This is a genomic window from Bradyrhizobium barranii subsp. barranii (genome assembly GCF_017565645.3).
In the GTDB taxonomy this organism is placed as follows: domain Bacteria; phylum Pseudomonadota; class Alphaproteobacteria; order Rhizobiales; family Xanthobacteraceae; genus Bradyrhizobium; species Bradyrhizobium barranii.
This window is the reverse complement of record NZ_CP086136.1, coordinates 8,391,719-8,418,599: the sequence shown is the minus strand read 5'-3', so window position 1 is coordinate 8,418,599 and position 26,881 is coordinate 8,391,719. Positions and strand designations below refer to the sequence as shown.

At 62.8% G+C, this 26,881-nt stretch carries 24 protein-coding genes and 2 pseudogenes; 20 read left to right on the top strand and 6 right to left on the bottom strand.

The annotated features are described in order from the left end of the window. The first annotated feature begins 177 nt into the window (after positions 1-177). From J4G43_RS41200 to J4G43_RS41180, 5 genes and pseudogenes are all read left to right on the top strand, one after another. Positions 178-1,170: a helix-turn-helix domain-containing protein gene (locus J4G43_RS41200; protein WP_225005412.1), complete on the top strand. Its 993-nt coding sequence runs from the start codon at positions 178-180 to the stop codon at positions 1,168-1,170. A gap of 417 nt (positions 1,171-1,587) precedes the next feature. Next, entirely contained in the window at positions 1,588-2,103 is a 516-nt protein-coding gene (locus tag J4G43_RS41195) for a hypothetical protein (RefSeq protein ID WP_166102263.1), read from the top strand. A gap of 316 nt (positions 2,104-2,419) precedes the next feature. Further along, positions 2,420-5,281 (top strand): annotated as a pseudogene (locus J4G43_RS41190) (adenylate/guanylate cyclase domain-containing protein); the annotation flags it as partial. An 85-nt stretch (positions 5,282-5,366) separates the two neighbouring features. Further along, positions 5,367-6,493: pseudogene (locus tag J4G43_RS41185) on the top strand (IS3-like element ISRj2 family transposase). A 152-nt stretch (positions 6,494-6,645) separates the two neighbouring features. Further along, positions 6,646-7,116, top strand: a complete 471-nt coding sequence (locus tag J4G43_RS41180) for a hypothetical protein (RefSeq protein ID WP_225005409.1) — start codon at positions 6,646-6,648, stop codon at positions 7,114-7,116. Positions 7,117-7,158: 42 nt separating this feature from the next. On the opposite strand, the gene J4G43_RS41175 is transcribed toward J4G43_RS41180, so the two are convergent. Further along, the gene (locus tag J4G43_RS41175; RefSeq protein WP_187387949.1) at positions 7,159-8,382 is read right to left on the bottom strand and encodes a polyhydroxyalkanoate depolymerase; all 1,224 of its coding nucleotides are present in this window, start codon (positions 8,380-8,382) and stop codon (positions 7,159-7,161) included. Between the two features lie 169 nt (positions 8,383-8,551). Here J4G43_RS41175 and J4G43_RS41170 point away from each other — a divergent pair, with 169 nt between their 5' ends. Further along, a complete protein-coding gene (locus J4G43_RS41170; RefSeq protein ID WP_208088377.1) occupies positions 8,552-9,208 on the top strand; it encodes a glutathione S-transferase family protein in 657 nt (218 codons plus the stop codon). 280 nt (positions 9,209-9,488) lie between these two features. Here J4G43_RS41170 and J4G43_RS41165 read toward each other — a convergent pair whose 3' ends face one another. Beyond that, a complete protein-coding gene (locus J4G43_RS41165) occupies positions 9,489-9,713 on the bottom strand; it encodes a hypothetical protein (protein ID WP_041953164.1) in 225 nt (74 codons plus the stop codon). A gap of 185 nt (positions 9,714-9,898) precedes the next feature. On the opposite strand from J4G43_RS41165, the gene J4G43_RS41160 reads away from it, so the two are divergent. Then, positions 9,899-10,255 (top strand): hypothetical protein, encoded by a 357-nt coding sequence (locus J4G43_RS41160; RefSeq protein WP_208088376.1) that lies wholly within the window; start codon positions 9,899-9,901, stop codon positions 10,253-10,255. A gap of 9 nt (positions 10,256-10,264) precedes the next feature. Here the strand turns inward: J4G43_RS41160 and J4G43_RS41155 are convergent, their stop codons facing one another. Beyond that, a complete protein-coding gene (locus J4G43_RS41155) occupies positions 10,265-11,368 on the bottom strand; it encodes a mandelate racemase/muconate lactonizing enzyme family protein (protein WP_208088375.1) in 1,104 nt (367 codons plus the stop codon). 170 nt (positions 11,369-11,538) lie between these two features. On the opposite strand from J4G43_RS41155, the gene J4G43_RS41150 reads away from it, so the two are divergent. From J4G43_RS41150 to J4G43_RS41110, 9 genes are all read left to right on the top strand, one after another. Further along, on the top strand, positions 11,539-12,384 hold the full coding sequence (locus J4G43_RS41150; protein ID WP_208088374.1) for an AraC family transcriptional regulator: 846 nt from the start codon (positions 11,539-11,541) through the stop codon (positions 12,382-12,384). 240 nt (positions 12,385-12,624) lie between these two features. Beyond that, the gene (locus tag J4G43_RS41145) at positions 12,625-13,551 is read left to right on the top strand and encodes an SMP-30/gluconolactonase/LRE family protein (protein WP_208088373.1); all 927 of its coding nucleotides are present in this window, start codon (positions 12,625-12,627) and stop codon (positions 13,549-13,551) included. A gap of 95 nt (positions 13,552-13,646) precedes the next feature. Next, complete coding sequence (locus J4G43_RS41140; RefSeq protein WP_208088372.1) at positions 13,647-14,240, top strand: GNAT family N-acetyltransferase; 594 nt, start codon at positions 13,647-13,649, stop codon at positions 14,238-14,240. Between the two features lie 14 nt (positions 14,241-14,254). Then, positions 14,255-15,901: a GMC family oxidoreductase gene (locus J4G43_RS41135; RefSeq protein WP_208088371.1), complete on the top strand. Its 1,647-nt coding sequence runs from the start codon at positions 14,255-14,257 to the stop codon at positions 15,899-15,901. Positions 15,902-16,012: 111 nt separating this feature from the next. Beyond that, positions 16,013-16,318: a hypothetical protein gene (locus J4G43_RS41130; protein WP_208088370.1), complete on the top strand. Its 306-nt coding sequence runs from the start codon at positions 16,013-16,015 to the stop codon at positions 16,316-16,318. Positions 16,319-16,407: 89 nt separating this feature from the next. Continuing rightward, entirely contained in the window at positions 16,408-16,887 is a 480-nt protein-coding gene (locus tag J4G43_RS41125) for a hypothetical protein (RefSeq protein ID WP_208088369.1), read from the top strand. Positions 16,888-17,193: 306 nt separating this feature from the next. Next, the gene (locus tag J4G43_RS41120; protein ID WP_208088368.1) at positions 17,194-18,675 is read left to right on the top strand and encodes a hypothetical protein; all 1,482 of its coding nucleotides are present in this window, start codon (positions 17,194-17,196) and stop codon (positions 18,673-18,675) included. Positions 18,676-18,687: 12 nt separating this feature from the next. Further along, complete coding sequence (locus J4G43_RS41115) at positions 18,688-19,752, top strand: IS630-like element ISRj1 family transposase (protein ID WP_026192128.1); 1,065 nt, start codon at positions 18,688-18,690, stop codon at positions 19,750-19,752. Further along, complete coding sequence (locus J4G43_RS41110; protein WP_208088367.1) at positions 19,649-20,485, top strand: hypothetical protein; 837 nt, start codon at positions 19,649-19,651, stop codon at positions 20,483-20,485. The genes J4G43_RS41115 and J4G43_RS41110 overlap by 104 nt, the downstream gene beginning before the upstream one ends. 66 nt (positions 20,486-20,551) lie before the next feature. On the opposite strand, the gene J4G43_RS41105 is transcribed toward J4G43_RS41110, so the two are convergent. After that, positions 20,552-21,394, bottom strand: coding sequence for an AAA family ATPase (locus J4G43_RS41105; RefSeq protein ID WP_063981465.1), 843 nt, complete (start codon positions 21,392-21,394; stop codon positions 20,552-20,554). Positions 21,395-21,499: 105 nt separating this feature from the next. Further along, on the bottom strand, positions 21,500-21,745 hold the full coding sequence (locus J4G43_RS41100; RefSeq protein WP_028152331.1) for a GlsB/YeaQ/YmgE family stress response membrane protein: 246 nt from the start codon (positions 21,743-21,745) through the stop codon (positions 21,500-21,502). A gap of 123 nt (positions 21,746-21,868) precedes the next feature. On the opposite strand from J4G43_RS41100, the gene J4G43_RS41095 reads away from it, so the two are divergent. The 4 genes from J4G43_RS41095 (at position 21,869) to sseA (ending at position 25,829) form a co-directional block, all read left to right on the top strand. Next, complete coding sequence (locus J4G43_RS41095; protein ID WP_028156289.1) at positions 21,869-23,044, top strand: vWA domain-containing protein; 1,176 nt, start codon at positions 21,869-21,871, stop codon at positions 23,042-23,044. A 56-nt stretch (positions 23,045-23,100) separates the two neighbouring features. Beyond that, positions 23,101-23,514: a rhodanese-like domain-containing protein gene (locus J4G43_RS41090; RefSeq protein ID WP_028152329.1), complete on the top strand. Its 414-nt coding sequence runs from the start codon at positions 23,101-23,103 to the stop codon at positions 23,512-23,514. A gap of 211 nt (positions 23,515-23,725) precedes the next feature. Continuing rightward, complete coding sequence (locus tag J4G43_RS41085; RefSeq protein WP_208085346.1) at positions 23,726-24,901, top strand: IS481 family transposase; 1,176 nt, start codon at positions 23,726-23,728, stop codon at positions 24,899-24,901. A 73-nt stretch (positions 24,902-24,974) separates the two neighbouring features. Then, positions 24,975-25,829 carry a 3-mercaptopyruvate sulfurtransferase gene (sseA, locus tag J4G43_RS41080; RefSeq protein ID WP_208088366.1) on the top strand — a complete coding sequence of 285 codons (855 nt, stop codon included), beginning with the start codon at positions 24,975-24,977 and terminating at the stop codon, positions 25,827-25,829. A 2-nt stretch (positions 25,830-25,831) separates the two neighbouring features. On the opposite strand, the gene J4G43_RS41075 is transcribed toward sseA, so the two are convergent. Then, positions 25,832-26,602, bottom strand: a complete 771-nt coding sequence (locus J4G43_RS41075) for a hypothetical protein (protein WP_208088365.1) — start codon at positions 26,600-26,602, stop codon at positions 25,832-25,834. Positions 26,603-26,881: the final 279 nt, after the last annotated feature.

The window sequence follows — 26,881 nt, the reverse complement described above, 5'->3', positions numbered from 1 at the left end:
AAGCCTGTGAAATCGTGCTGAAATCACAATGAATTCACCTCGTCGCGACGGAGTGCGACCGGCTGCCACAATCTATATGCTAATCCGGCGAAGCTGGACCGTCGGCCGTCGATCTCCGATAATGCATCGACTCGGAAAGGCCGACGCAGACGTGCCTTTCACGGATGGAATATTGAAATGACACAAGCAGGCGTCTACGGGCAGAGGCTCGGGCGGGGCCTTCACGTGAAGGAAGCTCCGGTTCTGATCACGCGCTCGCTGCGCAGCGCGGAGCTTGCGGTCACCGAAGTCCGCAATGACAAGCCGACGTCCGAACTTTCCGGCTCGTTGCCGGCTGAAGATGCTTACCTCGTCAGCCTGAAGCTCCGCGACTATCCCGCTTGCGAATGTTGGGAGGAAGGCCGCTACGTCACCAGGGAGGATATTCGTGCGGGCGCGACCTATCTGTACGACCTCAAGCGCGACCCGCGCTATGTGATCGACAAGCCGTTTCACTCGCTCTTCTTCTATCTGCCGCGCTCGGCCCTTCACGACATGGCAAGGCAACCCGGCGCGCCGCGCATTGGCGAGCTCAGTTACGAGCCCGGTGTGGGCCATGACGACGGGGTCATCCGTCATATCGGCGCCAGCTTGCAGGAAGCACTGCGTCGGCCTGACGAGACCAACCAGCTTTTCGTCGATCACATGATGCTCGCGCTCACCGCCCACGTCGCCCAGACCTATGGCGGGCTGAAGCCTGTCGCAGAGCCTAACCGTGGTGGCCTCGCGCCATGGCAGGTGAAGCGCGCCTGCGACCGGCTCGACTCCGATCTCTCAGGCAAGGTCGCGTTGGAGCAGATCGCGACCGAGCTCGGCCTTTCGGTCAGCCACTTTTCACGCGCATTCCGGATCTCCACCGGCCTGCCGCCGCATCAATGGCTGCTGCGCCAGCGCGTGAAGGCGGCCACGCAGCTGATGACGGTCCGCAACCTGCCGCTGTCCGAGATTGCGATCTCGGCCGGATTTGCCAATCAAAGCCATTTCACGCGGGTGTTCACGCAGATGGTCGGCGTCAGTCCGGGCGCATGGCGCCGCGAAACCCATGGCGGGCGCGACACGTGGAGCGTTTTCGCGTCAAAGTTCCATCTTCAATCCGGCCAATCTCGCCGACGGCATCGGCCATCCGCCTGACGAGATTTCTGCGGCGCGCCGCGGACAGCTTGCGAACTCACGGCGCCTGTCAGTTCGCGCTTCTGCGCTCCCGCGTATGCAACGATGCAAACTTAGTCCTCCTGAGATCGTGACTGGATGGAGCGGGAGGGAGCATCAGTCTGTGAACAGTCTCATAGTCCATCACTCTCTTTTCGAGCTAACTCTCCCCCAAGAAATTGCTGCACCCGGAGCTGATTGACAGACACGGGTGAGATGCAATGCCTGCGAAGCCGCGAGCTCGCAGCTTTGGACTGGCCCTCGTCTTGGTTACGAGCAAGCCAGCCCCATCACTCAGCCACATCTTTTGGAAATTGGAATCAAGGGCATCGCGAAGCGCGTCCACGCAGCTTCTAATCGGGGTCGGCCGGTAGGCTGCTACTTATTGAGGAGCCCCCAATGAAGATAGGCAACGCAGTTTCCAGCGCGTTTTCCCTGACGAGGTACGCCGGTAATCTTGGGATCGCCCGTTCCAGTCTTATCAAGTCGGCCCATCTCCTCGAAAGAATTGGGCTCGCAGCCGTTGGGGCCTCTTGCGGCCTCTATGTGGGTGCGACCCTGTTGCGTCAGAAAGGCGGGCTTTTTGAAAGCGGCTGGATCGTGCTGCTAACAATGCTCTACGGAGCTCTCAGCTATTATGTTGGAATTGATTTGTCCCGGTCTGTCGCTCGGAGGTCGATTTCGAGCACCTCGGAAGAATACAACGGCTCTGAGGTTGCTGAGATCATGAGTGCGGCCGGTACGTTCGGCGCGGCGATTGCAGCAACTCTGTCCGTCAGCATCCTTGTCCTTGATCAAAGCCTACCCAATGGGCTGATAGCTTTTCTCGCCGGCTGTTGGGTCGTTGGGTCTTCGCTTCAAGTTGCGGCGGGAACGATGGCGCGCAACTACGTAGTGCCCAAGGACGAGGAATGAGGACAATTGTGCTCACGGAAAAACGTCTGCTTGGCGTCGTGATGTGGGCACCAGTGCCAGTGCTGACGTCAGGTCTGAAGGCGAGTGGTTGACGGCTCATCGCAACTTCTGTCGTCCAACGCTGCGTGCAGACGATTTTTAGTAGCGCCGCAGTTTGCATCGAGCAATGTCCTTGCTTGGAAGCGGCATCGGTACTGAGCAACCTAAGTTATCGCGCAACAAACAAGACGTGCCATCATGGTGGCGTTGAGATATTGTCCCCGCGCGCCGTGGCCCAAAATTCTGCTAACCGCCAACCGCACGATCGGTGGAGCCAATGCAGATTGCGGAGTGGCTCGAGAAGCTGGGGCTTGGACAATACGCAGAGCGTTTTGTCCAAAATGGGATCGACATGGGCGTCCTTCCCGAACTGATGGCCGAGGACTTCGATAAGCTCGGAGTCCTGCTTGGCCATCGCCGCAAGATGCTGCGTGCCATTGCCGACCTCGATCCAGCCGCGTTGATCGCATCGCCGGCTCCTCCTCACGACGCCGAGCGGCGTCACCTGACCGTTATGTTTTGCGACCTGGTCGGCTCGACTGCGCTCTCCGCGCGTCTCGATCCCGAGGATATGTGGGAAGTGATCCGGGCCTACCGCGCCGCTTGTGCGGGCGTCATCGCTGCTTATGACGGCAGGATCGCCAGGTTCGTCGGGGACGGAATACTGGTCTATTTCGGCTATCCCCGCGCCCACGAGGACGATGCGGAGCGCGCAGTGCGAGCGGGCCTCGACACCATCGCTGCGGTCGGGCGCCTCAGGACGGGCGCCACTGAACGGGTTGAACTGCGGATCGCAATCGCGACCGGGCTTGTGGTGATCGGTGACCTCATCAGCGGCGATGCGTCGGAGGAGCACGCAACGGTCGGCGATACACCAAACCTTGCTGCCAGGCTTCAGAGCCTGGCGGAACCGGGAGTGGTCGTCGTCGCCTCGTCGACGCGGCGGCTGCTTGGCGATCTCTTCACTTTTCGCAATCTCGGCCGTCGCGAGGTCAAGGGGATAGCCGAACCCATCGCGGTCTGGGCGGTCGAGGGGGCGGCCGCATCGGAAAGTCGCTTCGAGGCGGTCCGCGCAGCGCGTTCGATCGGCTTTGTCGGTCGCAAGGAGGAGATCGAATTCACGCTCTCGCGCCAGCGATTGGCATGGCAGGGGCAGGGCCAGATGGTGTTGATCTCCGGCGAAGCAGGCATCGGCAAGTCGCGCATTGTCGCAACGCTGTCTGAAAACCCCGCGTTGGGGGCGCACCGCCGGGTGCGATATCAGTGTTCGCCCTACCACACCAACAGCGCGCTTCATCCCTTTGTCGCGCAGCTGGAGCGCGCAGCCGGTATCCGCTCGCACGACACGCCGGGGCAAAAGCTCGACAAGCTTGAGGCAATGCTGGCGCTTGGAACGCAACAGGTCGCCCGGGCGACACCGCTCATTGCGGCTCTCCTTTCGATTCCAACCGGCGACCATTATCCGCCGCTTGGTTTGAGCCCGGCGCAGCAGCGGCGACAGACATTTGCCTCGCTTCTCGATCAGCTCGAGGGGTTGGCGCGAGAGCAACCCCTGCTGGTTATCTGCGAGGATATGCATTGGGCCGATGCCACGACACTTGAACTGTTCGATCTCGGGGTCGACCGGATCAGGGGACTGCCGATACTCATGCTCATGACGTCCCGGCCAGAGTTCGAGCCCTCCTGGTCGGGCCTCGCCAACGTCAGCCTGTTGCGGCTCGACCGGCTCGACCGGCAGGACACGCGTGCGCTGGTCGAGCAGGTGACCGTTGGCCGCCAGCTGCCGCGCGAGATGATCGAGCAGATCATCGACAAGACGGACGGCATCCCGCTATTCGTCGAGGAACTGACCAAGATGGTGCTGGAGTCCGGACTGCTCGTCGAGGATTCCGGACGCTACCGCCTCGATAGCCCGCTCCCGCCGCTCGCTATTCCCGCGACGCTGCAGGATTCGCTGATGGCGCGGCTCGACCGGTTGGCTCCCGTCAAGGAGGTGGCGCAGATAGGCGCCGCCATCGGCCGCGACTTTTCATACGCGCTGCTAAGATATGTGACAGGACGCGATGATCTGACGCTGAGCGCTGCGCTGGGGCAACTCGAAGAGGCGGAACTGCTGGTGCGTCGCGGGACACCGCCGGACGCAAACTATAGCTTCAGGCACGCTCTCGTTCAGGAAGCGGCCTATGAAGGCCTGCTCAAGAGCAAACGGCAGGTGCTTCACAAGCGCATCGGCGATGTCCTGCGCGAGAAGTTTCCCGTCGTTGCCGAGACTGAGCCGGAAGTTCTGGCACACCACTTCACTGAGGCGGGGCTGAGCGAGATCGCCTTCGAATGGTGGCGCAAGGCGGGCCAGCAAGCGCTGAAGCGCTCGGCCTATTCCGAGGCGATCGCGCATCTCGGCAAGGCGATCGCGTCCGCCGATGAGGTGCCGGATGATCCCCGCCGGATGATGAGCAGGCTGCATCTTCAAATCGAGTATGGCCGTGCATTGCGAGGCCGCCTCGGCCACAGCGCTCCCGAAACGGTAGCCGCATGGACGCGTGCCCGACAGTTCGCGGCCGACATCAATGATCCCGTTGAACTCGCGCCGGTCCATTCGGGTCTCTTCAATGCTTGCCTGACACACGGCGAACTCGCTCCGATGCGTGAGCTCGCGGATGCCATCATGAGCGCCGCTGACCGACGACCGGACTCACCGGTGGCCGCCGTCGTCGTCGCACATTGGACGGGCGGGGCTACCTGCTGGTTCGGGGGCGACTATTTGAACGCGAGAACGCATCTTGAGCAGGCACTAGAGATCTACGGCGCCGAGCGGGATCCAGCGACGTTCAGGGCTTCGGCACTGGATCTCCCGTTCGTGATCATGAGGTTTCTTGCCCTGGTGCTTTGGCCGCTTGGCAGGATCGCGCGTGCACGCCGCCTCGCTGCCGAAGCGGTGAGTGCTTCGGGAGAAAAACGGGCGCTGTCCCAGGCCAACGCGCTGGTTCATCGCGCCGTGTTCGACGGACTATGCGGAGGCGTGTTGCAGCAAACGGAGACGATCTTGGCGCTCGGTCTCGCGCGCGACCACACGATGCCGTTGTATGTGGCCGCCGGCACCTATCTGAATGGCCTCGCCAAGTGGCGTGCAGGCGACAGAGCTGGCCCCGCAAATTCGGACAGTAGCTTGAGTGGATTTTCTGCCTGACAGCGGCGAGGATTCTTGCTGCGAATCAGGAGCGAAGATGACGAAGAAGAGCCGCCGGACGCATTCTCCGGCATTCAAGGCGAAGGTTGCTTTGGCTGTCGGTCAAAGGCGACAAGACACTGGCGGAGCTGGCGCGTTTGATGTTCATCCGAACCAGATCACGATCTGGAAAAACCAGCTCCTGGAAGGCGCCGCCGGCGTGTTTGGGCATGACAAGACATCGGCCGAGACGCCGGTCGATTTGAAGGCGTTACATGCCAAGATCGGCGAGCTGGCGTTGGAAAACGATTTTTTGTCCGGCGCGCTCACCAAGGCGGGCCTGCTGAGCGCAAAGCGATGATCGACCGCGATCATGATCTTTCTATCGTGCGCCAGGCGAAGGTCCTGAAGCTGGCTCGCAGCACGGTCTACTATGAACCTCGGCCAGTTTCGGCCGAGGACCTTGCCTTGATGCGTCGGCTCGATGAGCTGCATCTCGATTATCCCTTCGCGGGAGCGCGTATGCTGCGATCGTTGCTGCGGCGGGAGGGCGTATACGCCGGTCGCCGCCACATCGCGACGCTGATGAAGCGCATGGGGATCGAGGCGGTCTATCGTCGCCCGAACACGAGCAAGCCGGCTCCGGGTCACAAGATCTACCCGTACCTGTTGCGCGGATTGAAGATCGAGCGGCCCGACCATGCGTGGGCAATGGACATCACCTACATTCCGATGCGGCGTGGCTTCGTCTATCTCGCGGCGGTCGTCGATGTGTTCAGCCGACGGGTCCTGGCCCATCGCGTCTCGATCACAATGGAGGCGGCCTTCTGCGTCGAAGCGGTCCAGGAGGCGTTGGCGAAGCACGGCAGGCCCGAGATTTTCAACACGGATCAGGGCAGCCAGTTCACCAGCCTCGAGTTCACCGATGTGCTGCTGGACGCGAAGATCGCCATCAGCATGGACGGCAAGGGCGCCTGGCGCGACAACGTGTTTGTCGAGCGGCTCTGGCGCACGGTCAAATACGAAGAAGTATATCTCCGCGCCTACGACAGCGTGTCCGAGGCGCGAGCGTCAATTGCCAAGTATCTGGCCTTCTACAATCAGGGACGCCCTCACTCGAGCCTTGACGGGCGCACGCCCGACGAGGCTTACTTCGGCACGCAAGCTATGGTGATGGCCGCATGACCGTCGCCGACGGTTTTGTCGTCGCTCTGGTCGGGCTACGCCCTCCCGACGCAACGACAAAACCGTAAAGCCCCGCGTTCAGCATAACCCGGCAGGAATCCACTTAAATCCAGCGGGGCGCTGTCCAAACAACCGGGGCCAGCTCTGACCAAATGACCGGACTGACGGAAATGCGTCGCGGCTGGACTTTGCTGCACGAGAATGACTGCTATCTCTGTGAGCCGTTTTGGGGGATGCACGTCGCCTTGGCGAACGCAGCGTCGGGCCAACTCGAAACCGGGCTGGAAATCTTGAGCGAATTGATCGCGTGGACCGGGCAATCCGGCCAGCATTGGCTTGATGCCGAGTTGCATCGCGCCCGCGGCGAGCTTTTGTCGCGTCTTGATCCTTCGGACGAAGCCAGTGCCGAAGCTTCCCTCAACCGAGCGCTTGAGATCGCACGACACCAGCAGACGAAGACTTTCGAGCTGCGCAGCGCCCTTGGACTTGCTCGCCTGCACAAGAGAAATGGCCGAGCAGGCGGGGTATCCGAAATGCTCGCTCCCGTGCTGGCCGAATTCGATGTGGAGCGAAATCTTTCTGAAGTCGTGGAAGCGAAAGAGCTGCTGGAGCAAGTGCATTAGGCACGTGCCGTTTTCCCCCAGTCGATGGGCAGGGAATGACAGTCAGGAATTCACGTGCACGAAATCCCGCAGCAGCGGATAGATCTCGTTATTCCACCGCTTGCCCGAGAACACGCCGTAGTGGCCGACGCCGGCCTGCATGTGGTGGACGCGGCGATAGGCGCGCACACCGGTGCAGAGGTCTTGCGCGGCGAGCGTCTGGCCGATCGAGCAGATGTCGTCCTTCTCGCCTTCGACCGTCATTAGCCCCATGCGGCTGACGGCCTTGGTGTTCACGGGACGGCCACGGTGCATCAACTTGCCTTGCGGCAACAGGTGCTCCTGGAACACGTCACGCACGGTCTCGATGTAGAACTCGGCCGGCAGGTCCATCACGGCGAAATATTCGTCGTAGAAGGTCTTGATGCTCGCGGCCTTCTCCTTCTCGCCCTTGGCGATATGGTTGGCGAGATCCATGTGCTGCTTGATGTGGCGCTCGAGATTCATCGAGACGAACGCCGTGAGTTGCACGAAGCCGGGATAGACCTTGCGGAGCGCGCCGCGGCATTGCACCGGCACGTAGTTGATCAGGTTCTGCTCGAACCAGTCGATCGGCCTGCTCTTGGCGAACTCGTTGACCCTGGTCGGCTGGATGCGCGTGTCGATCGGACCCGCCATCAGCGTCAGCGTCGCAGGCCGCGAGGGGTGGTTGCCCTCGCACATGACCGCGGCGGCCGCGAGTGCCGAGACCGAGGGCTGGCAGATTGCGACCATGTGCGGACGCGGGCCCAATTGGCCGAGGAAGTCGATGAGATGATCGGTGTAATCGTCGAGCCCGAAGCGGCCTTCGCGGCGTGGAATGTCGCGCGGATTGTGCCAGTCGGTGATGTAGACGTCGTGATCCTGCAGTAGCGTTTTCACGGTGCCGCGCAGCAGCGTGGCGAAATGGCCCGACATCGGCGCCACCAGCAGCATGCGCGGCTGCTCCGGCACGCCGTCCTTCCTGAAGTGCAGCAGCGAGCCGAACGGCGTCGCGTAGGCGACCTCCTCGGTGACGCCGACCTCACGGTTGCCCACCATCACGCTGTCGATGCCGTAGGCCGGACGGTGATAGGTGAGGGTGGAGCGCGAGATCAGCTCCAGCGCGGCGGAGAGCCGGCCGACGACCTGATCCGATAGGCCCTGCGGCACCAGATTGAGGAATCTGAGTGCGGACGAAGCTCCCGCCCGCCACGGCGCGGTGAGGTCCATATGGTTCTGAAAGGCCTGATAATACATCGACATCATACTGAAACGCCCACCTTCCCGTGCTGTCATGCAATATCGAAGCCAAACGGGAGCCCTACCGCCCTCAAAACTGGCACATCGCTTGCTCCTCCTTTTGCGGGAAGCACAGGTCATGAGCACTCCCGCGGGCCGGGCGGCGTGCAAGTCACAGGCGTAGGGAAGAGGCCATATGGCGAAGGCGACACTGACAATCAGCAGCAAGAACTATTCGTCCTGGTCGCTGCGCGGCTGGCTGCTGACGAAATTTTCCGGGCTCGATTTCGAGGAGATCGTCACCGCGCCGGACGACGCGTCGGCGCGCGCGGAAATCCTGCTGTTGTCGTCGTCGATCCTGGTGCCGTGCCTGCGCCACGAGGGCGCCGTGGTCTGGGATACGCTGGCGATCGCCGAATATCTCAACGAGGCGATGCCGGAAGCCGGTCTGTTGCCTGATGACCGCGTCCAGCGGGCGCATTGCCGCTCGATCTGCGGCGAAATCCATTCCGGCTTCACAACGTTGCGCGCGTCGCTGCCGGTCAATCTGAAGGGGCACTTCCCCGGCTTCAAGATCTGGTCGCGCGCGCAGGCCGATATCGACCGCGTCTGTTCCATCTGGCGCGACTGCCTGGAGAAATCAGGCGGACCCTTCCTGTTCGGCGCGAGGCGCACCATGGCGGATGCGATGTACGCCCCCGTGGTGACGCGCTTCGTGACCTATGACGTCAAGCTCGAGCCGCTGCTGAAGGCCTATGCCGATACCATCATGGCCATGCCCGAGATGATGGAATGGATCGCGGCGGCCAAGGATGAGCCGGCCGAGATCGAGGAGCTCGAGGTCGAATATTAGGCAGGCCTGGCGCCCGCCTGCCTGTTTTGGGAGCGAGGCCCGGGCTGCCGCACCCGGCAGCCATGTCTTTGAAGCCGTTAACTTTTAGCACCCGTGGCGGGCTCGGGCCGGCCCACGTGCTGCGCAGATATTGTATACGCGTGCGGGCTTATTGCGACATCTAGCCGTGAACAGCCGCGTACACGGCCTTTCGGCTGATTCGGACGTGATTCGTTCGGGCCGCGTTCCGTTCGTTAAGGCAGAGCGCGGCCCCGTTGCATTTTGAGACAGACGCCGCTCGTCAGGCGAAGCCCGAGTGCTTGGCGCGCGGCACGCGCCAGCCGATGACAGTGGCCTCCACCGGGACGCCGGCCGCGTCGTTCTGCCAGCGGCCCTCGACATAGCGGCAGGCGAACGGCAGTTGATACGTTCCGCTATGGTCCTCGCACAGCACCTCCACCGGCAGGCCAGGTGGCGGTTCGCCGGCGCCATCGAATTCCGCCAGACGTCTATCGCGCGTTGCCATTCCAAAAATCTCCCCTAATCAAAGTCGCGGAAAGAGCGCCCACTTTCTTCCGCGCACGGTTCACTGATCCCCGTCCAAGGGAACAAGCTAAGCTCAACGCGAGAATGCGGTACGAGTGTGGTAGCCTCCGGCGTCGGCGAGCAAAAAGCGCACATTGCCGTGATTGATTCGGACGAGGAACCTGCATGCTGCTTCGAAGCGCCGGCGTCTGTTTCGCGATGTTGTTGCTCGCCCCGCTGGCGATTGCGCCGGTCCGCGCGCAAGACGTGCCCGGCATCGAGATCTGCACCGTCGAGCAGACCATGGAGCGGCGCACGAGCTGCCTGCAGAGCAACGTCGACTTCCTGCAGAAGACGATCACCAAGCTGACGCTCGATCATCAGCAGAAGCTCGATGCCGCCAACCGCCAGATCGACGCGCTGAAGACGCTTGTGGCCGGCCTGCAGAAGACGCTGGGCGATCTCCAGGCTGCACAGGTGAAGATCGCGGACGATCTGAAGAAGAAGCAGGACGCGCCGCCACCGAAGGATGCGGCGAAATAGCGGTCGCCGTCACGCCACGCGGTAGCGCTCCATCACGCCGCGATCGGGCTCATAGCCGAGCCCGGGTCCCGAAGGCACTGCGACGTGGCCGGTGGCATCGACATCGGCGCGGCCGCCCCACAGACACGCTTCGCGTTTCAGATAGAACATCTCGACCAACCCGTCGTCACGCGTCGCCAGCAGGTGCAATGTCGCCAGCAGGCCCGGACCGAAATACGGGGAGTGCGGGACGATCTTGACGCCGAGCTGATCGGCGAGTGCGACGACCTTCAGAAATTCCGTGATGCCGCCGACCTTGGTCACCGACGGCTGGGCATGGCTGACCGCGCCTGCATTCATCATCTGGCGGAATTGATACTCCGTGCAGGCGTTCTCGCCGGCGGCGACGCCGAGCCCGCCCTTGCGGCGGACCTCGGCGAGTGTGGCAAAATCCTCCGGCGGCCAGACCGGCTCTTCCAGAAACATCGGCTGCGCGTCCTCGCACGCCTTCGCGAATGCGATCGCCTGCTCGCCTGTGAGCGGGCAGTTCATGTCGACCATCAGCGGGATGCCGGGCCCGATCGCCTCGCGCGCGGCAAACACCGCCGGCGTCGTGGTCTCGTGCAGCTTGATGGCGCCATAGCCGAGCGCGAGCGCCTTCTTGCATTCGCCGGCGATGTTTTCGGGCGAGCCGATCCGCAGCAGGCTCGCATAAGCGGGGATGTTCGAGCGTTTGCTTGCTCCGAGCAGGCGATGCAGCGGCGCGCCCTCGATCTTCGCAGCCAGGTCCCACAGCGCGATGTCGAGCCCTGATATTGCGAACATCGTGATGCCGTAGCGGCCGAACAGATGCAGGTTGCGCTGGATCTGTTCCATCACCGCGGGAATGCCGGCGGCATCGGGAACCTTCAGCCCGCGGGCCTGCGGCGCGATCATCTCCTCGACGGCGCTTCGCGTGGTGCGCGGGGAGACATAGGCAAAGGCATCGCCCCAGCCGGTCAGTCCGGCATCGGTCGTGACCTCGACCAGCACCATGTCGAGCGCGGAGATTGCGGACGCGCCCTGGCGAAAGCTCGCGACACCGGCGTCATAGGGGATGCGGATATGGTGCGCCCGCACATCGGTGATTTCCACGACGCGGTTCCTCTTTCTGGTGAGCGGTTGCAATGAGTGTAGCTGCCAATGCCGGGGCGTTGCCAGTGGCTATTCCGGAACTATTCTCATGCGAGGACAGCAATGCCGATCAAGCGAGGCGGTGGCCGGCAGCGCATCATCGCCAGGCTTCGAACGAGGGCCCTTGACGCATGAACCCAGCCCAGCGCGCGCTCTGGTATATCGAGAGCCATCTGGCCGAGCCGATGACGCTCGACGAGATTGCTGCGATATCAGGCGTGTCGCGGTTCCACATCGTGCGGGCGTTTGCCGCAGCCACCGGACTTCCGGTGATGCGCTACGTGCGCGCGCGGCGGTTGACGGAAGCGGCGCGTAGTCTTGCGAACGGCGCGCCGGACATCCTGTCGCTGGCGCTGGAGGCGGATTACGGCTCGCACGAAGCGTTCACCCGCGCGTTCCGCGACCAGTTTGGCACCACACCCGAAGCGGTGCGGGCGGCAACGTGCCTCGACAAACTCAAGCTTCAGGAGCCGATCCTCATGGATTCCACCATGCTCGACCATCTGGTCCCGCCGCGTTTCGAAACCGCGAAGGCCTTCCTCGTCGCCGGCCCCGCCGAGCGCATCTCCTGCGACAACGGCGCCGCCATTCCGGGACTGTGGCACCGCTTCCATCAGGAAGTCGCCGACATTCCCGCACGCATCGGCCAGGGAAAATCTCAAGTCGCCTATGGCGTCTGCTGCAACGGCGATGATTCCGGTAATTTCGACTACATCGCCGGCGTCGAGGTCGCCGATTTCTCTGACCTGCCGCGCCGCTTCGGTCGCATCCGCATTCCCGAGCAGCGCTACGCGGTGTTCGCCCACACCGAGCACGGCGCCTCGATCCGCCGCACCGTCAACACGATCTGGAATCAGTGGCTGCCGGCGTCCGGCCTGAAGGCCGCGGATGCGCCGAACTTCGAGCGCTATGACGAGAAATTTGATCCCGCGACCGGCAATGGCGGCTTCGAGATTTGGATACCAGTGCGGGAGTAAGCACGATCCGGACCCGAAGGGCCGCGTTCGCGCAAAGTGCGCGGCGGTTTTCCGAAGAGATCATGCTCGAACAAGACCTAAAGCGCGATATGTCATCGCGCTTTACGTTGCAACGCTGGCATACCATCCCGCTTGCTTGGCAAGCCCCGGCGACTTTGTCATAACCGCAGGCAAATCTTGCGTGTGGGGCCCGTGCCGGACATCCCGTGCAAGCCATAACAAGCAGCCGGGAGGGTCCCCATGTCCAACGTTCGCGTTCTCGCCACCGACCTCGAATTTCCCGAAGGGCCGGTGGTGATGCCGGACGGCTCGGTGGTGCTGGTGGAAATTCGCGGCCAGCGCCTGACCCGAATCTATCCCGACGGCCGCAAGGAGGTCGTCGCCAAGGTGCCGGGCGGCCCGAACGGCGCCGCCCTCGGCCCCGACGGCAAGATCTACATCTGCAACAATGGCGGCTTCTCCTGGATTCCGACCGCCAAGATGATCATGCCCGGCCCGCAGCCGGACGGCTATCTCGGCGGCTCGATCCAGCGCGTCGATCTGCAATCGGGCAAGGTCGAGACCGTCGTGACCAAATGCGGCGAGCACGATCTGCGCGGGCCGAACGACCTCGTCTTCGACAAGCACGGCGGCCTCTGGTTCTCCGATCTCGGCAAGCGCCGCGCCCGCGAGATGGATGTCGGCGGCATGTATTATCTCAAGCCCGGCATGACCGAGATCGTCGAGGTCGTGCATGGCGTGCTGCCGGCCAACGGCATCGGCCTCTCGCCGGACGAGAACACCGTCTACATCGCGGAGACCCCGACGGGGCGGCTCTGGGCCTATGAGCTCTCCGCGCCCGGCACGCTCAAGCCGCGCGAGGTGATCTACCGCGGCGAGCGCGGCAAGCCGATCTGCGGCCTCGGCGGCTACCAGATGTTCGACTCGCTCGCTGTGGAGGCGAACGGCAATGTCTGCGTCGCCACCCTCGTTTCCGGCTGCATCTCGGTGATCGCGCCTGACGGGACCCTGGTCGAGCAGGTCCCGACCGGCGACCGCGTCACCACCAACATCGCCTTCGGCGGCCCCGAGCTTAAGACCGCCTACATCACGCTCTCAGGCAAGGGCGAGCTGATCGCCATGGACTGGCCGCGTGGCGGTTTGCCGTTGAACTTTCTGAATAAGTGAATGTATCTGAGCAGCCGTGCCGATGCGTCCGTCGCCATTCCGGGCTCGCGACGTCGTCGCGCCCCGGATGGACGGCAGTCATTATGGAGAGAGAAATGCCCTGGCCTGATCCCGTCACCCTGCGTGGGCAGCACGCCCGTCTCGAGCCGCTGTCGAAAGAGCATCGCGAGGGGCTGGTGGAGGCCGTGAAGGACGGCGAGCTCTACACGATCTGGTACACCGCAATCCCGACGCCGGAGAACGTGGCCAAGGAGATCGACCGCCGCTTGGGCCTCCAGGCCGCAGGCTCGATGCTGCCGTTCACCGTGTTCGATGCCGGCGGCAAGATCGTCGGCCAGACCACCTATATGAACATCGATGCCGCCAACCGCCGCGTCGAGATCGGCTCGACCTGGTATGGCAAGAGCGCGCAGCGCGGGCCGCTCAACACGCAGTGCAAGATTCTGCTGCTGACCCACGCCTTCGAGACGCTGAACTGCATCGCGGTCGAATTCCGCACGCATTTCTTCAACCACCAGAGCCGCCGCGCCATCGAGCGCCTGGGCGCCAAGCAGGACGGCATTCTGCGCAGCCACCAGGTCACGCCCTACGGCACGCTGCGAGACACCGTGGTTTACAGCATCACCGCCGCTGAATGGCCAACGGTGCGGACGCATTTGAACTATCAACTCAACGACAAGCCGCGCTGAGCGGCCGAGGCACCATGGACAGATTCGATTATGTGATCGTCGGCGCGGGCTCCGCCGGCTGCGTACTGACCAGCCGGCTCAGCGAAGATCCGAATGTGAGCGTCTGCGTGCTCGAGGCGGGCCCGAGCGACTGGCACCCCTACATCCATCTGCCGGCGGGCTTCATCAAGACCTTCCACATCAAGAGCATCAACTGGGCCTACCAGCAGGAGCCGGGGCCTTACACCGGCGGGCGCAGCATCTATGCGCCCCGCGGCAAGACGCTCGGCGGCTCGTCCTCGATCAACGGCCACATCTACAATCGCGGCCAGCGGATGGATTTCGATACCTGGGCGCAGATGGGCAATCGCGGCTGGGGTTATGCCGACGTGCTGCCTTACTTCAAGCGGCTGGAAAAGCGGGTCGGCGAGGGCGAGGACACCTATCGCGGCCGCGACGGCAATCTCACCGTCACGACCATGGAGTGGCGCGATCCGCTCTGCGAAGCCTTCATGGAAGGCGCGGTCTCGCTCGGCATTCCCCGCAACCCCGATTACAATGGCGCTAAGCAGGAAGGCGTCTCCTACTGCCAGCGCACCATCGACAAGGGCCTGCGCGTCTCCGGCTCGACCGCATTCCTCAAGCCCGCGATGAAGCGCCCGAACGTGCATGTGCACACCCACGCGCACGCGACCGAGATCATTTTTGAAGGCAAGCGCGCCGTCGGCGTGCGCTACAGCAAGGGCGGCCGCGGCGGCACGCCGGTCGAAGTGCGCGCCAACAAGGAAGTGATCCTGTCCGGCGGCACCTATAATTCGCCGCAGCTGCTCCAGCTCTCCGGAATCGGCTCACCCGATCTGCTCGGCGCGCACGGCATCGCGGTGCGCCATGCGCTGCCGGTCGGCGAAGGTCTGCAGGATCACTACGCCCCGCGCACCGTGGCGCGCGTGAAGGACATCAAGACCATCAACGAGCTCCGCCGCGGCTTCTCGCTGTGGATCGAAGCGCTGAAATGGGCGACCGCGCGCCGCGGCCTGCTCTCGCTGTCGCCGACCATGGTCTATTGCTTCTGGCACTCCGGCGAGAGCGCGGACTCGTCCGACTTGCAACTCACCTTCACGCCGGCGAGCTACAAGGAAGGCGTGCAGGGCCAGCTCGAGGACGAGCCCGGCATGACGGTGGCGTCCTGGCAGCAGCGCCCGGAGAGCCGCGGCTATGTCCGCATCCGCTCCAACGATCCGTTCGCGCCGCCGATCATCCAGACCAACTATCTCGACGCCGAGCTCGACCGCCGCGTCATCGTCGGCGGCATGAAGCTCGCGCGCAGGCTTTTGAAGAGTGCGCCGCTGTCGCCCTATTACGCCTACGAGGATTTCCCCGGCCCCAACATCAACACCGACGACGAATTCCTCGCCGCCGCCACCGAACGCGGCACCACCACCTTCCACCCCGGCTGCACCTGCCGCATGGGCCCGGCGGATTCCACGTGGGCGGTGGTCGACGACCAGCTCCGCGTCCATGGGTTGGAGGGCCTCCGCGTCATCGACGCCTCCGTGATGCCGCGCATGATCTCGGCGAATTTGAATGCGTCCACTATGATGATCGCCGATCGTGCCTCGGATTTGATCCGCGGCAAGCAGCCGATGGAATCCGCGCGCGTGCCGGACGCAGCGGTGGCGTGAGATACTTCGCCTCTCCCCGCCTGCGGGGAGAGGCCGGATCGCATCGAAGATGCGATCCGGGTGAGGGGGACTCTCCGCGAGTCAGATTTTCGCTTTCCAAGGGACCTGCCGATGACTATTGCCGCGATCATCGAGCAGCTGGAAACCGAGTGGAATACGCATGGCTTCTTCGATCGCGTCCGCAATGGCGATTATGATGCAACTCGAGGACAAGCGGTCCTTGCCATCTTGCGCGCAATCAAGATCGGCGACGAAAAGATGGTACCAAAGCGCTTGCTATCCTTGCTCTGGTATCTGCCGTCTTTCCTGGCTTGGCAGACCGAACGGATAGCCGAGAAGGGCGGAAACCGGACCGCCTATGAGCGCTTCGTGACCGAGATCCTCAATACTCTGCAAGAGGTCCTTGGCGTGCCGTAGAGCTAACTGCGTAGGGTGGGGTAGCGTAGCGTAGCGTAGGCCCCCCTTTTTGTTTCCGCGTCGAGAGAAGTGGTGGGTTACGCTGACGCATGAACGAAAACTCAAATCATCCGGATGATGAAATTCCGACCATAAGCGCGGCCGATGCCATTCGCGCCAAGCCTGATATGTATGTCGGTGAATTTCCCACCGGCGCTCTGCTTTTGGCGCGCCTTGTAGAGACTTTGATCCTGCTGGACGCCGCCCCTCTGAGAGTGGGGCGCGCAGGTGCCTGGTATTCCGTGTATGCAGAGAGGGACTGGCTGATGAGGGAATCCGGAGTCATCTGTCTGGATGCATTCCAGCGCTTGATACCGCTGCCGAGCGGTGGCCGATTTTACGACAGAGCGGAAGTTATGCTGACGGCACTGGCCGACGCTGTCGTAACATCTGACATGAGCGGAGTTACCTGGATCAGCGGTGAGCCCGATAAGTGGCCGCTACGTGCCGATGTCGACTTGGCATTGCCTCTGCAAAAAGGGCGGACCGTCGCCTTTCACTATTTCAAACCTGGTCCTTTGGATGGGTAGACGCATTGTCGAAGCAATGCGCAGGCGGGAATCGACCAAATGGTGGCGTATGTCGGATTATGAGGGGCTTGGCGAACCAACCCGTTCTGAGGTTCGGGAGAAGATACGTGCCCTTGTCGGTGATGACGAGGCGCGTCAGAAAGTCTCGGAAGCTCGGGCGAAATGCGCCGCGAGGATGCTGCGGCGTGTCTGCGCTCGCAATGACGATGTGGAGAGCGTGCGCTTTCCCTCTTTCCTCGAGCTCGGGCTCCTCGGGACATTCACCCTTAAATTGCAGGATGCGCCTTGACGTAGTAGAAACAGCAGATGCGCTTCATCTCAATACTCTGCCTCTTGATCCTCACGATCTCTCCCTGCTTTGCCCAGTCTCCCCGGGCCTCCGCAGAGGTGACGACCCTGATCAGCCAGGGGCCTCTGCTCGCGGTGCTCGATCATGACAATTCATCCGCGCTTTCGCTGGTGACCCTGTTCAGGAAAATTCACGCCGCGCAAAAGCTGCCGCAGCCGGCGGTCGCCGACGGCCCGACGCGGGCGAGCGATTTGTCTCAATTCAGTGGGACCTACGCGCAGTTCGCTGCCGTGATGTCCGCCGACATCACGCGTATCACAGCGGGACTCGGCATCGATTGGGAAAAGGAGATCCTGAAAACCTACGACCTGAAGTCGGCCAAAACGGACGCTGGCAAGACGCTGCGGCTGAATGGCAATGTTGCGCGCGTGTTTAACGAGAAATGGCTCGGCTCCAGCGACGGATTGTTCCTCCTGTCGGGCGTAGTCAATCGGATGGACCGCCGCGATTTCGATTCCGCGCATTGCGGCGAATTGCGCTTCATCTACCGGCTCGGCTACGAAGTGAGGATGAACGGCAAGACTTACGCGTCGCGCATGCCGTTCACCGTGAACATGGTGTTCAGTTACGCGGATGACGGCAGGAATTGCCAGGACGTCGCCTCGCTCTGGCGCGTCGCCGGGATCGATGCTGACGATCCGGCAGTGGTTGCCCAACGCCTGCTGCAGGGGCCGCTGGATTTTTCGCGACTAATCTTCAAACAGATGGAGATCAATGCGCAGGTGGTGCGCTTTCCATCAGACCTCGAAAACATGGAGAACCGCAAATTCGCCGGACAGGCGATCTACTGGATGCGGATCTTCGCGCTGAGGGATGGCAAGTTTCAGCCGACGCGGCTGGAAAATACGCCTGATGTGCAGGCAATCCTGAAGGATCCCGCCAAGCAGAAGCAGTTGCAGGACTATCTCGCCGGCCACATCGCCGAGATCGACAACGGCACCTTCAGGATACCGGAGAGCCTGGAGGCCGATATCGCGCTGAGTTTTTCCACTGCCGGCAGCGCGCGCATGGCCAATCGTCCCTTCGATCTCGCAATCGGCAGCGAGCAGGCGGCACGGATCGTCGCGGCGGCGGGTGTCCCCGGGAGGTCACCAAAATTCGTGCAATCCGGCGCGGGTCTGCTCGAACGCCTGAACACGTCGTCCTGCATGGGCTGCCATCAATCATCCTCGACCGCCGGATTCCATTTTCTCGGCGTGGACCGGTTCGATTTCGGCCGCGACGCGGACGCCATCAGAAACGCCCTTGACGGTAACGAGTTGCAATTGCCGTTCTCGCCCCATGTCTACGCGGAACTTGTTCGCCGCAAGGACTATGTCGACCGGGTTTCGCTCGGTCAGGCGCCGAACAGTTTTCGCCCGCATCCTTCGGCGCCCCCGGCGGCCTGGGAAAGCGGAAATCCGGCCTATTACCCACTTTTCTTGGAACGTGAGTCGTGATTCAAGGTCGGGATGATACCCGAAGCAAGAGAAGTCCACCTTTCGAGGAAAGATCGCAAGGTGCTTGAGGCGTGCTGTCGCTCACCGGTGACGTTGCAGCGCGATTTGAAGCGGGCGCGGATAGTTCTGTTGGCGGCGGATGGGCGCAGCACCCGGTCGATCGCCAAGGAAGTTGGGGTCCAGCCGCGGATTGTCAGCCTTTGGCGGCATCGCTATGCCGACCATGGCCTTGAAGGGCTGCAAGACAAGCCGCGGCCTGGCAAGCAGCCGATCTATACGAAGACGACCGACAAGCGGATTCTGAAGCTGCTGGATAAGCCGCCACCGCAAGGGTTTGCGCGCTGGACCGGCCCCCTGCTGGCCGAGGCGCTGGGCGATGTCGATGTCCAATATGTCTGGCGGTTCCTGCGCAGCCACAAGATTGACCTGGTGGCTCGCAAGTCCTGGTGCGAGAGCAACGACCCGAACTTTACGGCCAAAGCCGCCGATGTTGTCGGCCTCTATGTCGCGCCGCCGGCGAAGGCCATTGTGCTGTGCGTGGACGAGAAGCCCTCGATCCAGGCTTTGGAGCGAGCGCAGGGTTATCTGAAGTTGCCCAATGGCCGCGCCTTGACCGGCCAAAGCCACGATTACAAGCGGCATGGCACCACAACATTGTTTGCGGCGCTCGAAGTCGCCACCGGAAAGATCATCGCGACCCATTCAAAACGCCGGCGCCGCGTCGAGTTTCTCGATTTCATGAACAGCGTCACCGCGGCTTTTCCGAACCGCAAGCTTCACGTCATCCTCGACAACCTCAACACCCATAAAAAGAACGAGGACTGGCTCAAGGCCCACCCCAACGTGCAATTTCATTTCACGCCGACAAGTGCGTCATGGCTCAATCAGGTCGAAGTATGGTTTTCCATCTTGCAGGGGCAGTCGCTCAGCGGCACCTCCTTCACGAGCCTCAAGCAGCTTCAGGAACACATCGATGCCTACGTCAACGCATACAACGACAGAGCCGAACCCTTCGTCTGGACCAAGAAAAAGGTCCGTCAACGCCGTTTCAAAGGCCGCCGTATCACTCAGCTCTGATTCCGGGTACTATGTTGTCGCCGGCGACAACATGCCGTGCCCTTTGAATGCGGATCTGGCGCAGGCCGCGAAATGGAGCTGCAATGCCACGCGTAACCTCACTTGTCAGGCGTTGGTGACGAACGCTGCGACTTCCTCCAATCTCGGCCAATGCGTGGCCGCGGCACAGAATGTCGCCGCCGGTTTGAGCTGCCGCTCAAACGTCATCGAGGACTCCACAGCGAAGACCGCCGCCAACAACCCGTTCGGCTTCAACCTGCGCGCGTTCAGCGACCGCGTCAGCAAGGAAGAACTCGTCTACAAGCTGTCGGAAGGAAAATTGAGCGGCTACGGCTACAACTGCCGTCCAACGAAGATCGGCGTGCCGCTGGGCCGCGTCACGCGTCCCTGCAAGCCCGAGGAGGCGTCGCTGGCGGTGATCCGGCCGGGCAGCGTGCCCGAGGAAATCTGCGCGATCGTCGGAGGCAAGGGCTTTGAGCAGATGGCCAAGGGATATTTCGACAGCGGCATTTTCGCCGCTGGCGTCGGCCGCGGCCTCCTGAACACATGCTCGCCGTCGCGGTTTTGCCGCGAGGACTATATTTGCCAGCAGATGCCGGATTTTGTCACGAGTGCTAGGTTCAACGTCAGTGCTCCGGCGTTGAATAACTTGAGAAGCCGAAAGATCGGGTTCTGTACCCCAACCTATTTCGTTTATCAGCTCCGCCTTGACGGTCATCCGAATCCGAGATGACGCTGGGAAGCGCGGCCCAGAGTAGCGGTAGGAATTGCGGTCAGGTTGTTTCTGCGCGCTGGCAGATCAAACCTCTCTCCGGCTCAAGAACGCCAGCCGCTCGAACAGGTGCACGTCCTGCTCGTTCTTGAGCAGCGCGCCGTGCAGCGGCGGGATCAGCTTGCGCGGGTCGCGTTCGCGCAGTTGCTCGACGCTCATGTCCTCGTTGAGCAGCAGCTTGAGCCAGTCGAGCAGCTCGGAGGTTGAGGGCTTTTTCTTCAGACCGGGCACCTCGCGCACTTCGAAGAAGATGCGCAGCGCTTCCTCGACCAGGCGCTTCTTGATGCCGGGGAAGTGGACGTCGACGATGCGTCCCATCGTGTCGGCGTCGGGGAACTTGATGTAGTGGAAGAAGCAGCGGCGCAGGAAGGCGTCCGGCAGCTCCTTCTCGTTGTTGGAGGTGATCATCATGATCGGGCGCTGCTTGGCCTTGATCGTCTCGCCGGTCTCGTAGACATGGAATTCCATGCGGTCGAGCTCGAGGAGCAGGTCGTTCGGGAATTCGATGTCGGCCTTGTCGATCTCGTCGATCAGCAGCACCGGGCGCTGCTCGGCGGTGAAGGCGTCCCACAGCTTGCCGCGCTTGATGTAGTTCCTGATGTCGGAGACGCGGGCATCGCCGAGCTGGCTGTCGCGCAGGCGCGACACCGCGTCGTATTCGTAGAGGCCCTGCTGCGCCTTGGTGGTGGACTTGATGTGCCAGGTCAAAAGCGGCGCGTTCAGCGCCTTCGCCACTTCCTCCGCCAGCACGGTCTTGCCGGTGCCGGGCTCGCCCTTGATGAGCAGCGGGCGCTCCAGCACGATCGAGGCATTGACGGCGACCTTGAGATCGTCGGTCGCAACATAGTCCTTGGTGCCGGTAAATTTCATCGCGCGTCCTTGTTGGTCGTCGTCCCGGGCGTTGCCAATTTCATTGCCCCGGTCGCGACATGGGAACGGCCGCTCATGGCGGCCGTTCCTGGTTCGGTCAGGCTTTCAGACCCGTTTTATCAGCGAAAGGATGACGAGCACAATCACCGCGCCGATGGTGGCGTCCACGATGGCGCCGATCGTGCCGGTGGCCAGCGCAATATGCAGTTGCGGCAGCACCCAGCTCGCCACCAGCGCGCCGATGATGCCGACGACCATGTTGCCGATCAGCCCAAATCCCGCCCCATGGACAATCTTGCCGGCAAGCCAGCCGGCGATCGCGCCAATGATGAGCGCTGCGAGAATTCCCATTGCAAACGTCCCCAAAACACCCCCGTGAGACGGTCAATTCTAGAGCAAAAAGCCGACCGGTCCAGCGTCCCGCGGCGGGCTCGGCCCCTTGACGTTCGCCCCCCGACGGGCAATCTGTCACCCATGTTCCTGCAATTCTTCACTTCTCTGCGCGATGCGCAGGTCCCCGTGACGCTGCGCGAATACCTCACGCTGATGGAGGCGCTCGACGCTGATCTGTCGGACTATTCGGTCGAGAATTTCTACTATCTGTCGCGCACCTCGCTGGTGAAGGACGAGCGCAACCTCGACAAGTTCGACCGCGTCTTCGGCACGGTGTTCAAGGGGCTCGAAAGCCTGCTCGACGCCATGGAGAAGGCGGAGATCCCCGAGGAGTGGCTGAAGAAGCTTGCCGAGAAATACCTCAGCGAGGAGGAGAAAAAGCAGATCGAGGCCATGGGCTGGGACAAGCTCATGGAGACGCTGAAGAAGCGCCTCGAGGAGCAGAAGGGCCGGCACCAGGGCGGCTCGAAGTGGATTGGCACTGCCGGTACCTCGCCGTTCGGCGCCCACGGCTACAATCCCGAAGGCGTTCGCATCGGCCAGGAGAAGAACCGCAACAACCGCGCCGTGAAGGTGTGGGACAAGCGCGAGTTCAAAGACCTCGACGGCAATGTCGAGCTCGGCATCCGCAACATCAAGGTGGCGCTGCGCCGCCTGCGCAAGTTTGCGCGCACCGGCGCGCCCGACGAGCTCGATCTCGACACCACCATCCGCGAGACCGCCAATCACGGCTATCTCGACGTCCACATGCGCCCCGAGCGGCGCAATGCGGTGAAGCTCCTGGTGTTCTTCGACATCGGTGGCTCCATGGACTCGCATATCGAGCAGGTCGAGGAGCTGTTCTCGGCGGCGAAGAGCGAGTTCAAGCACATGGAGTATTTCTACTTCCACAACTGCCTCTATGAGGGCGTGTGGAAGCAGAACAAGCGCCGCTTCACCGACCGCACGCCGACCTGGGACGTGCTGCACAAATACCCGCACGACTACAAGGTCGTGTTCGTCGGCGACGCCTCGATGTCGCCTTACGAGATCATGGTGCCGGGCGGCTCGGTCGAGCACGTCAACGAGGAGCCGGGCTCGGTCTGGCTCGATCGCATCATCCGCACCTATCCGCATACGGTGTGGCTCAATCCGGTGCAGCAGAAGCACTGGGACTATTCGGAATCGACCACCATCATCAAACGCATCTTTGCCAACCGCATGTACCCGATCACGATCGAGGGGCTTGAGGGTGCGATGAAGGAATTGACGCACTAGCTGCACGCGCCGTCAGTCCGGACGGCCGCGCAGAGGCCGACAAGAGGGAGAACCACATGCCCCAGACCATCACCCGCGGCATCAAGGCGCTGATCGACGAGGCCAATGCCGAGATCGAGACGCTCAACGCCAAGGAGGCCATCGAGATCTCCAAGAACGGTGACGTCGTCATCGTCGACATCCGCGACCCCCGCGAGATCGAGCGCGACGGCCGCATCCCCGGCGCGTTCGCCTGCACCCGCGGCATGCTCGAATTCTGGATCGATCCGCAGAGCCCCTACGCAAAACCGATCTTCCAGGAAGACAAGAAATTCGTCTTCCATTGCGCCGGCGGCATGCGCTCCGCGCTCGCGGCGAAGACCGCCAAGGACATGGGCTTGAAGCCCGTCGCCCACATCGCCGGCGGCTATGCCGCCTGGCGCGATGCCGGCGGTCCGGTGGAGCAGTGGGAGCCGAAGAAGAAGGGGTGAGAAGTGCTGCGCTGTCGCACCAATCTCCGCTGTCATTCCCCGCGAAAGCGGGGAATCCAGTACGCCGCAGCTTCTCGACTCAATCACAAGCGCCTCTGGAATACTGGATCGCCCGGTCAAGTGTTTAGCCCGGACAGATCACTGACGGGTGTTCGGAGACATAGCTGACACATCAACATTGGCTGGATTGGTCCGATTCGGGAGGCCGTCCATGCCTTGGAGCGAGGTGTCAGTGATGGATCAGCGTCACGAGTTTGTGCGGCTGGCTTTGCAGGAGGGCGCCAACCGGCGCGAACTGTGCCGTCGGTTCAACGTCAGTCCTGACGTCGGCTACAAGTGGCTGGCGCGCTGGCAGGCCGGCGATCGGGAGCTGGCCGACCGCTCCCGGCGCCCGCATGCGATGCCCAAGCGGAGTGAGGCTGCGGTCGAAGTAGAAGTCCTGGCTGTACGCGACAAGCATCCGGCTTGGGGAGCACGGAAGATTGCCCATTGCCTGAAGCGGGGCGGGCAGACGGTGCCTGTGCCATCAACGGTGCACCAGATCCTGTGTCGGAACGGCCGGGTCAAACCGAGTGAGAATGCGCCGCCCAATCCGGGCCACCGGTTCGAGAAGGAAGCTCCCAATCTGCTGTGGCAGATGGACTTCAAGGGCCACCTGCCGCTGGCCGACGGGACACGATGCCATCCGCTGACCATCGTCGACGATCACTCGCGCTACGTGCTGTGCCTGAAGGCATGTGCCGACGAGCAGCGTCTCACCGTGCAGAATCACCTGTCGACGACGTTCCGCTGCTATGGCCTGCCAGAGGCCTTCTACACCGACAATGGCTCACCCTGGGGCGATACGTCCGGCATTCGTTGGACCGGACTGAAGGTGTGGCTGCTCAAGCTTGGCGTCAGGGTGGTGCACGCCAGGCCATGCCACCCACAGGCCCGCGGCAAGAACGAGCGCTTCCATCGCACCCTGAAGGCCGAGGTGTTTGCAATGCGCCGCTTCCGAACTCTCCCGGAAGTCCAGCGCGCCTTCGACGCCTGGCGGCCGGTCTACAATCTGGAGCGGCCTCACCAAGGCCTCGATATGCAGGTCCCTGCCGATCGCTTCCGGCCAAGTGCTCGCCCCATGCCGGCCCGCGTTCCGAACGTCGAATACGACAGCGGCGAGATCGTGCGCAGGGTCTCATCGACAAGACCCTACATCTCCTTCAAGGGACGCTTCTGGAAAGTTCCCCAGGCCTTCGCCCGCGAACGCCTTGCCATCCGGCCACTGGTTCGTGACGGCCACTACGGAATCTTCTTCGCCAGCTGGCAGGTCGCATCGATCGACTTGACCAATGGCCAACCTGTCAGTGATGTGTCCGAACAGGTGTCAGCCATGTCTCCGGACTAAACATCAAGCCGGGCGATGACAGCGGAGTTTGATGCGCATTGCTTCAACTTCGGAATGACAAGAAAGACCTCGCATGACCGCCACCGACCCCCTCGTCTCCACCGAATGGCTCGCCGCCCACATTGGCGACGCCAACGTCAAGATCCTCGACGCCAGCTTCAAGCTGCCGGGCGTGCTGCCGCTGCCGAAGGACGATTATCTCGCCGCGCATCTGCCGGGCGCCGTGTTCTTCGACGTCGATGCGGTGTCGGATCATTCCAACCCGCTGCCGCACATGTATCCGAGCGCCGAGCAGTTCGGCCGTGACGCAGGCCAACTCGGCATCTCCAATGTCGACACCGTCGTCCTCTACGATGCCGGCGGCTGGGTTGCTGCTCCCCGCGCATGGTGGATGTTCCTAGCTTTCGGCCACAGCAATGTGCGCATCCTCAATGGCGGGCTGAAGAAGTGGCGCGCCGAGGGGCGTCCGGTCGAGAGCGGCGAGGTGAAGCCTAAGCCCGCGACGTTTAGGGCGAGCTACGATTCAAAGCGCGTGCGCAGCATGCAGCAGCTGATCGCCAACGTCGAAAGCAGCAAGGAGCAGGTAATCGACGCACGCGCCGCCGACCGCTTCGAGGGCCGCGCGCCCGAGCCGCGCGCGGGCATCCGCTCCGGCCACATCCCCGGCGCCCGCAACGTGCCCTACAATCAGCTGTTCGATGCCGCGACCGGCACCATGAAGCCGCTCGACGATCTCCGCGCCGCCTTCGCGAACGCCGGCGTCAAGCTCGATGCGCCGATCGTGACGAGCTGCGGTTCGGGCGTGTCCGCCGGCGTGTTGACGCTCGCACTCTATCGCCTCGGCATCACCGACACCGCGCTCTATGACGGCTCGTGGTCGGAGTGGGGCCAGACCGGCGGCCCGCCGGTCGCGACCGGGCCGGCGTAGCCTTACTGACGCGTGCGCGTGGCCGTTGTCGCCAGCATCTGCTGCTGGCCGAACAGATCATAGCTCTGCCGCAACTGCTGGGGCGGAGGACGCTGCACCATGCGGTGCCGCTTCTTCGCCTTTGCCTGGCGCTTGGCCGCCTTGCTGTCCGGGGCGCTGCTGTCCGCCTTCGCGTCTCCCTTGGCCTTCGCCGGCGCATCCTTCAAGGCCGGTGCCGCCGGATCGTTCAGCGCGGCCACCTTGGCCGGGGCAATGTCGGGCACCGGGGAGGCGAGGGCCGCACCGGGATCGGCCGGCGCCGGTTCGCTGGCCGTCACGGCAGGCGTGGCCTCGGGGATCGATGCCGTTGTGTCGGCCGGGGTGAGTGTGTCGGCAGGAGCCGGCGCGATGGCTTCCGTCGTGGCCTCGGCCTGCACCGGTTCGGCGACCGGAGGCGCGGCCTCGGTGACCTGCGGCGGCACGTCGGGCTCGGTCGTCAGGGCGGCCACCTGTTCGGGCTCGTTCGCCGGCAAGCCGATGGTCGGCACTCGGTCGCGCAGCGATGGCGTGGGCTCGGCGGCCGGCTCCGGCTCGGCGCGGAGGGCCGCCAGCACCGGCTGGGCCGGCTCGGAAGCCTGCGCAAACACCTTCTCCTGCGGGCCGTTCCGCCAGGAGGGGTTGCTGACATACTGCTCGTGGGTGGCCCGCAGCAGCGCGGCGGCACCTAGGCCGAACACCAGGATGGAGGTTGACAGCACGATCGCGGCAAACAGGAAGCGAAAGCCGGGAAGCATCGGACGGGTTACGAATTTCCGCCCCGGCGGGTGGCGGCCGGGACCCAAGAGCCATCTGAACGCGGTGACGGTACTGATTGCCGTTCGCCACGCCGGGACAGAAGCTCAGAGCGGAGGCGAATCAGGCTGATTCGAACATATCGCAACGCCTCCGCGCCGTTCCCTTAAATTCGGGGCCGGAGACTCCGGCAATCTACGGCCCGATGCGATTTCCGCCCCGTGATGCAACGAGGCAACTGTGTGTGCCTGCATCACAAATCGCTAACTCAGGCACAAATC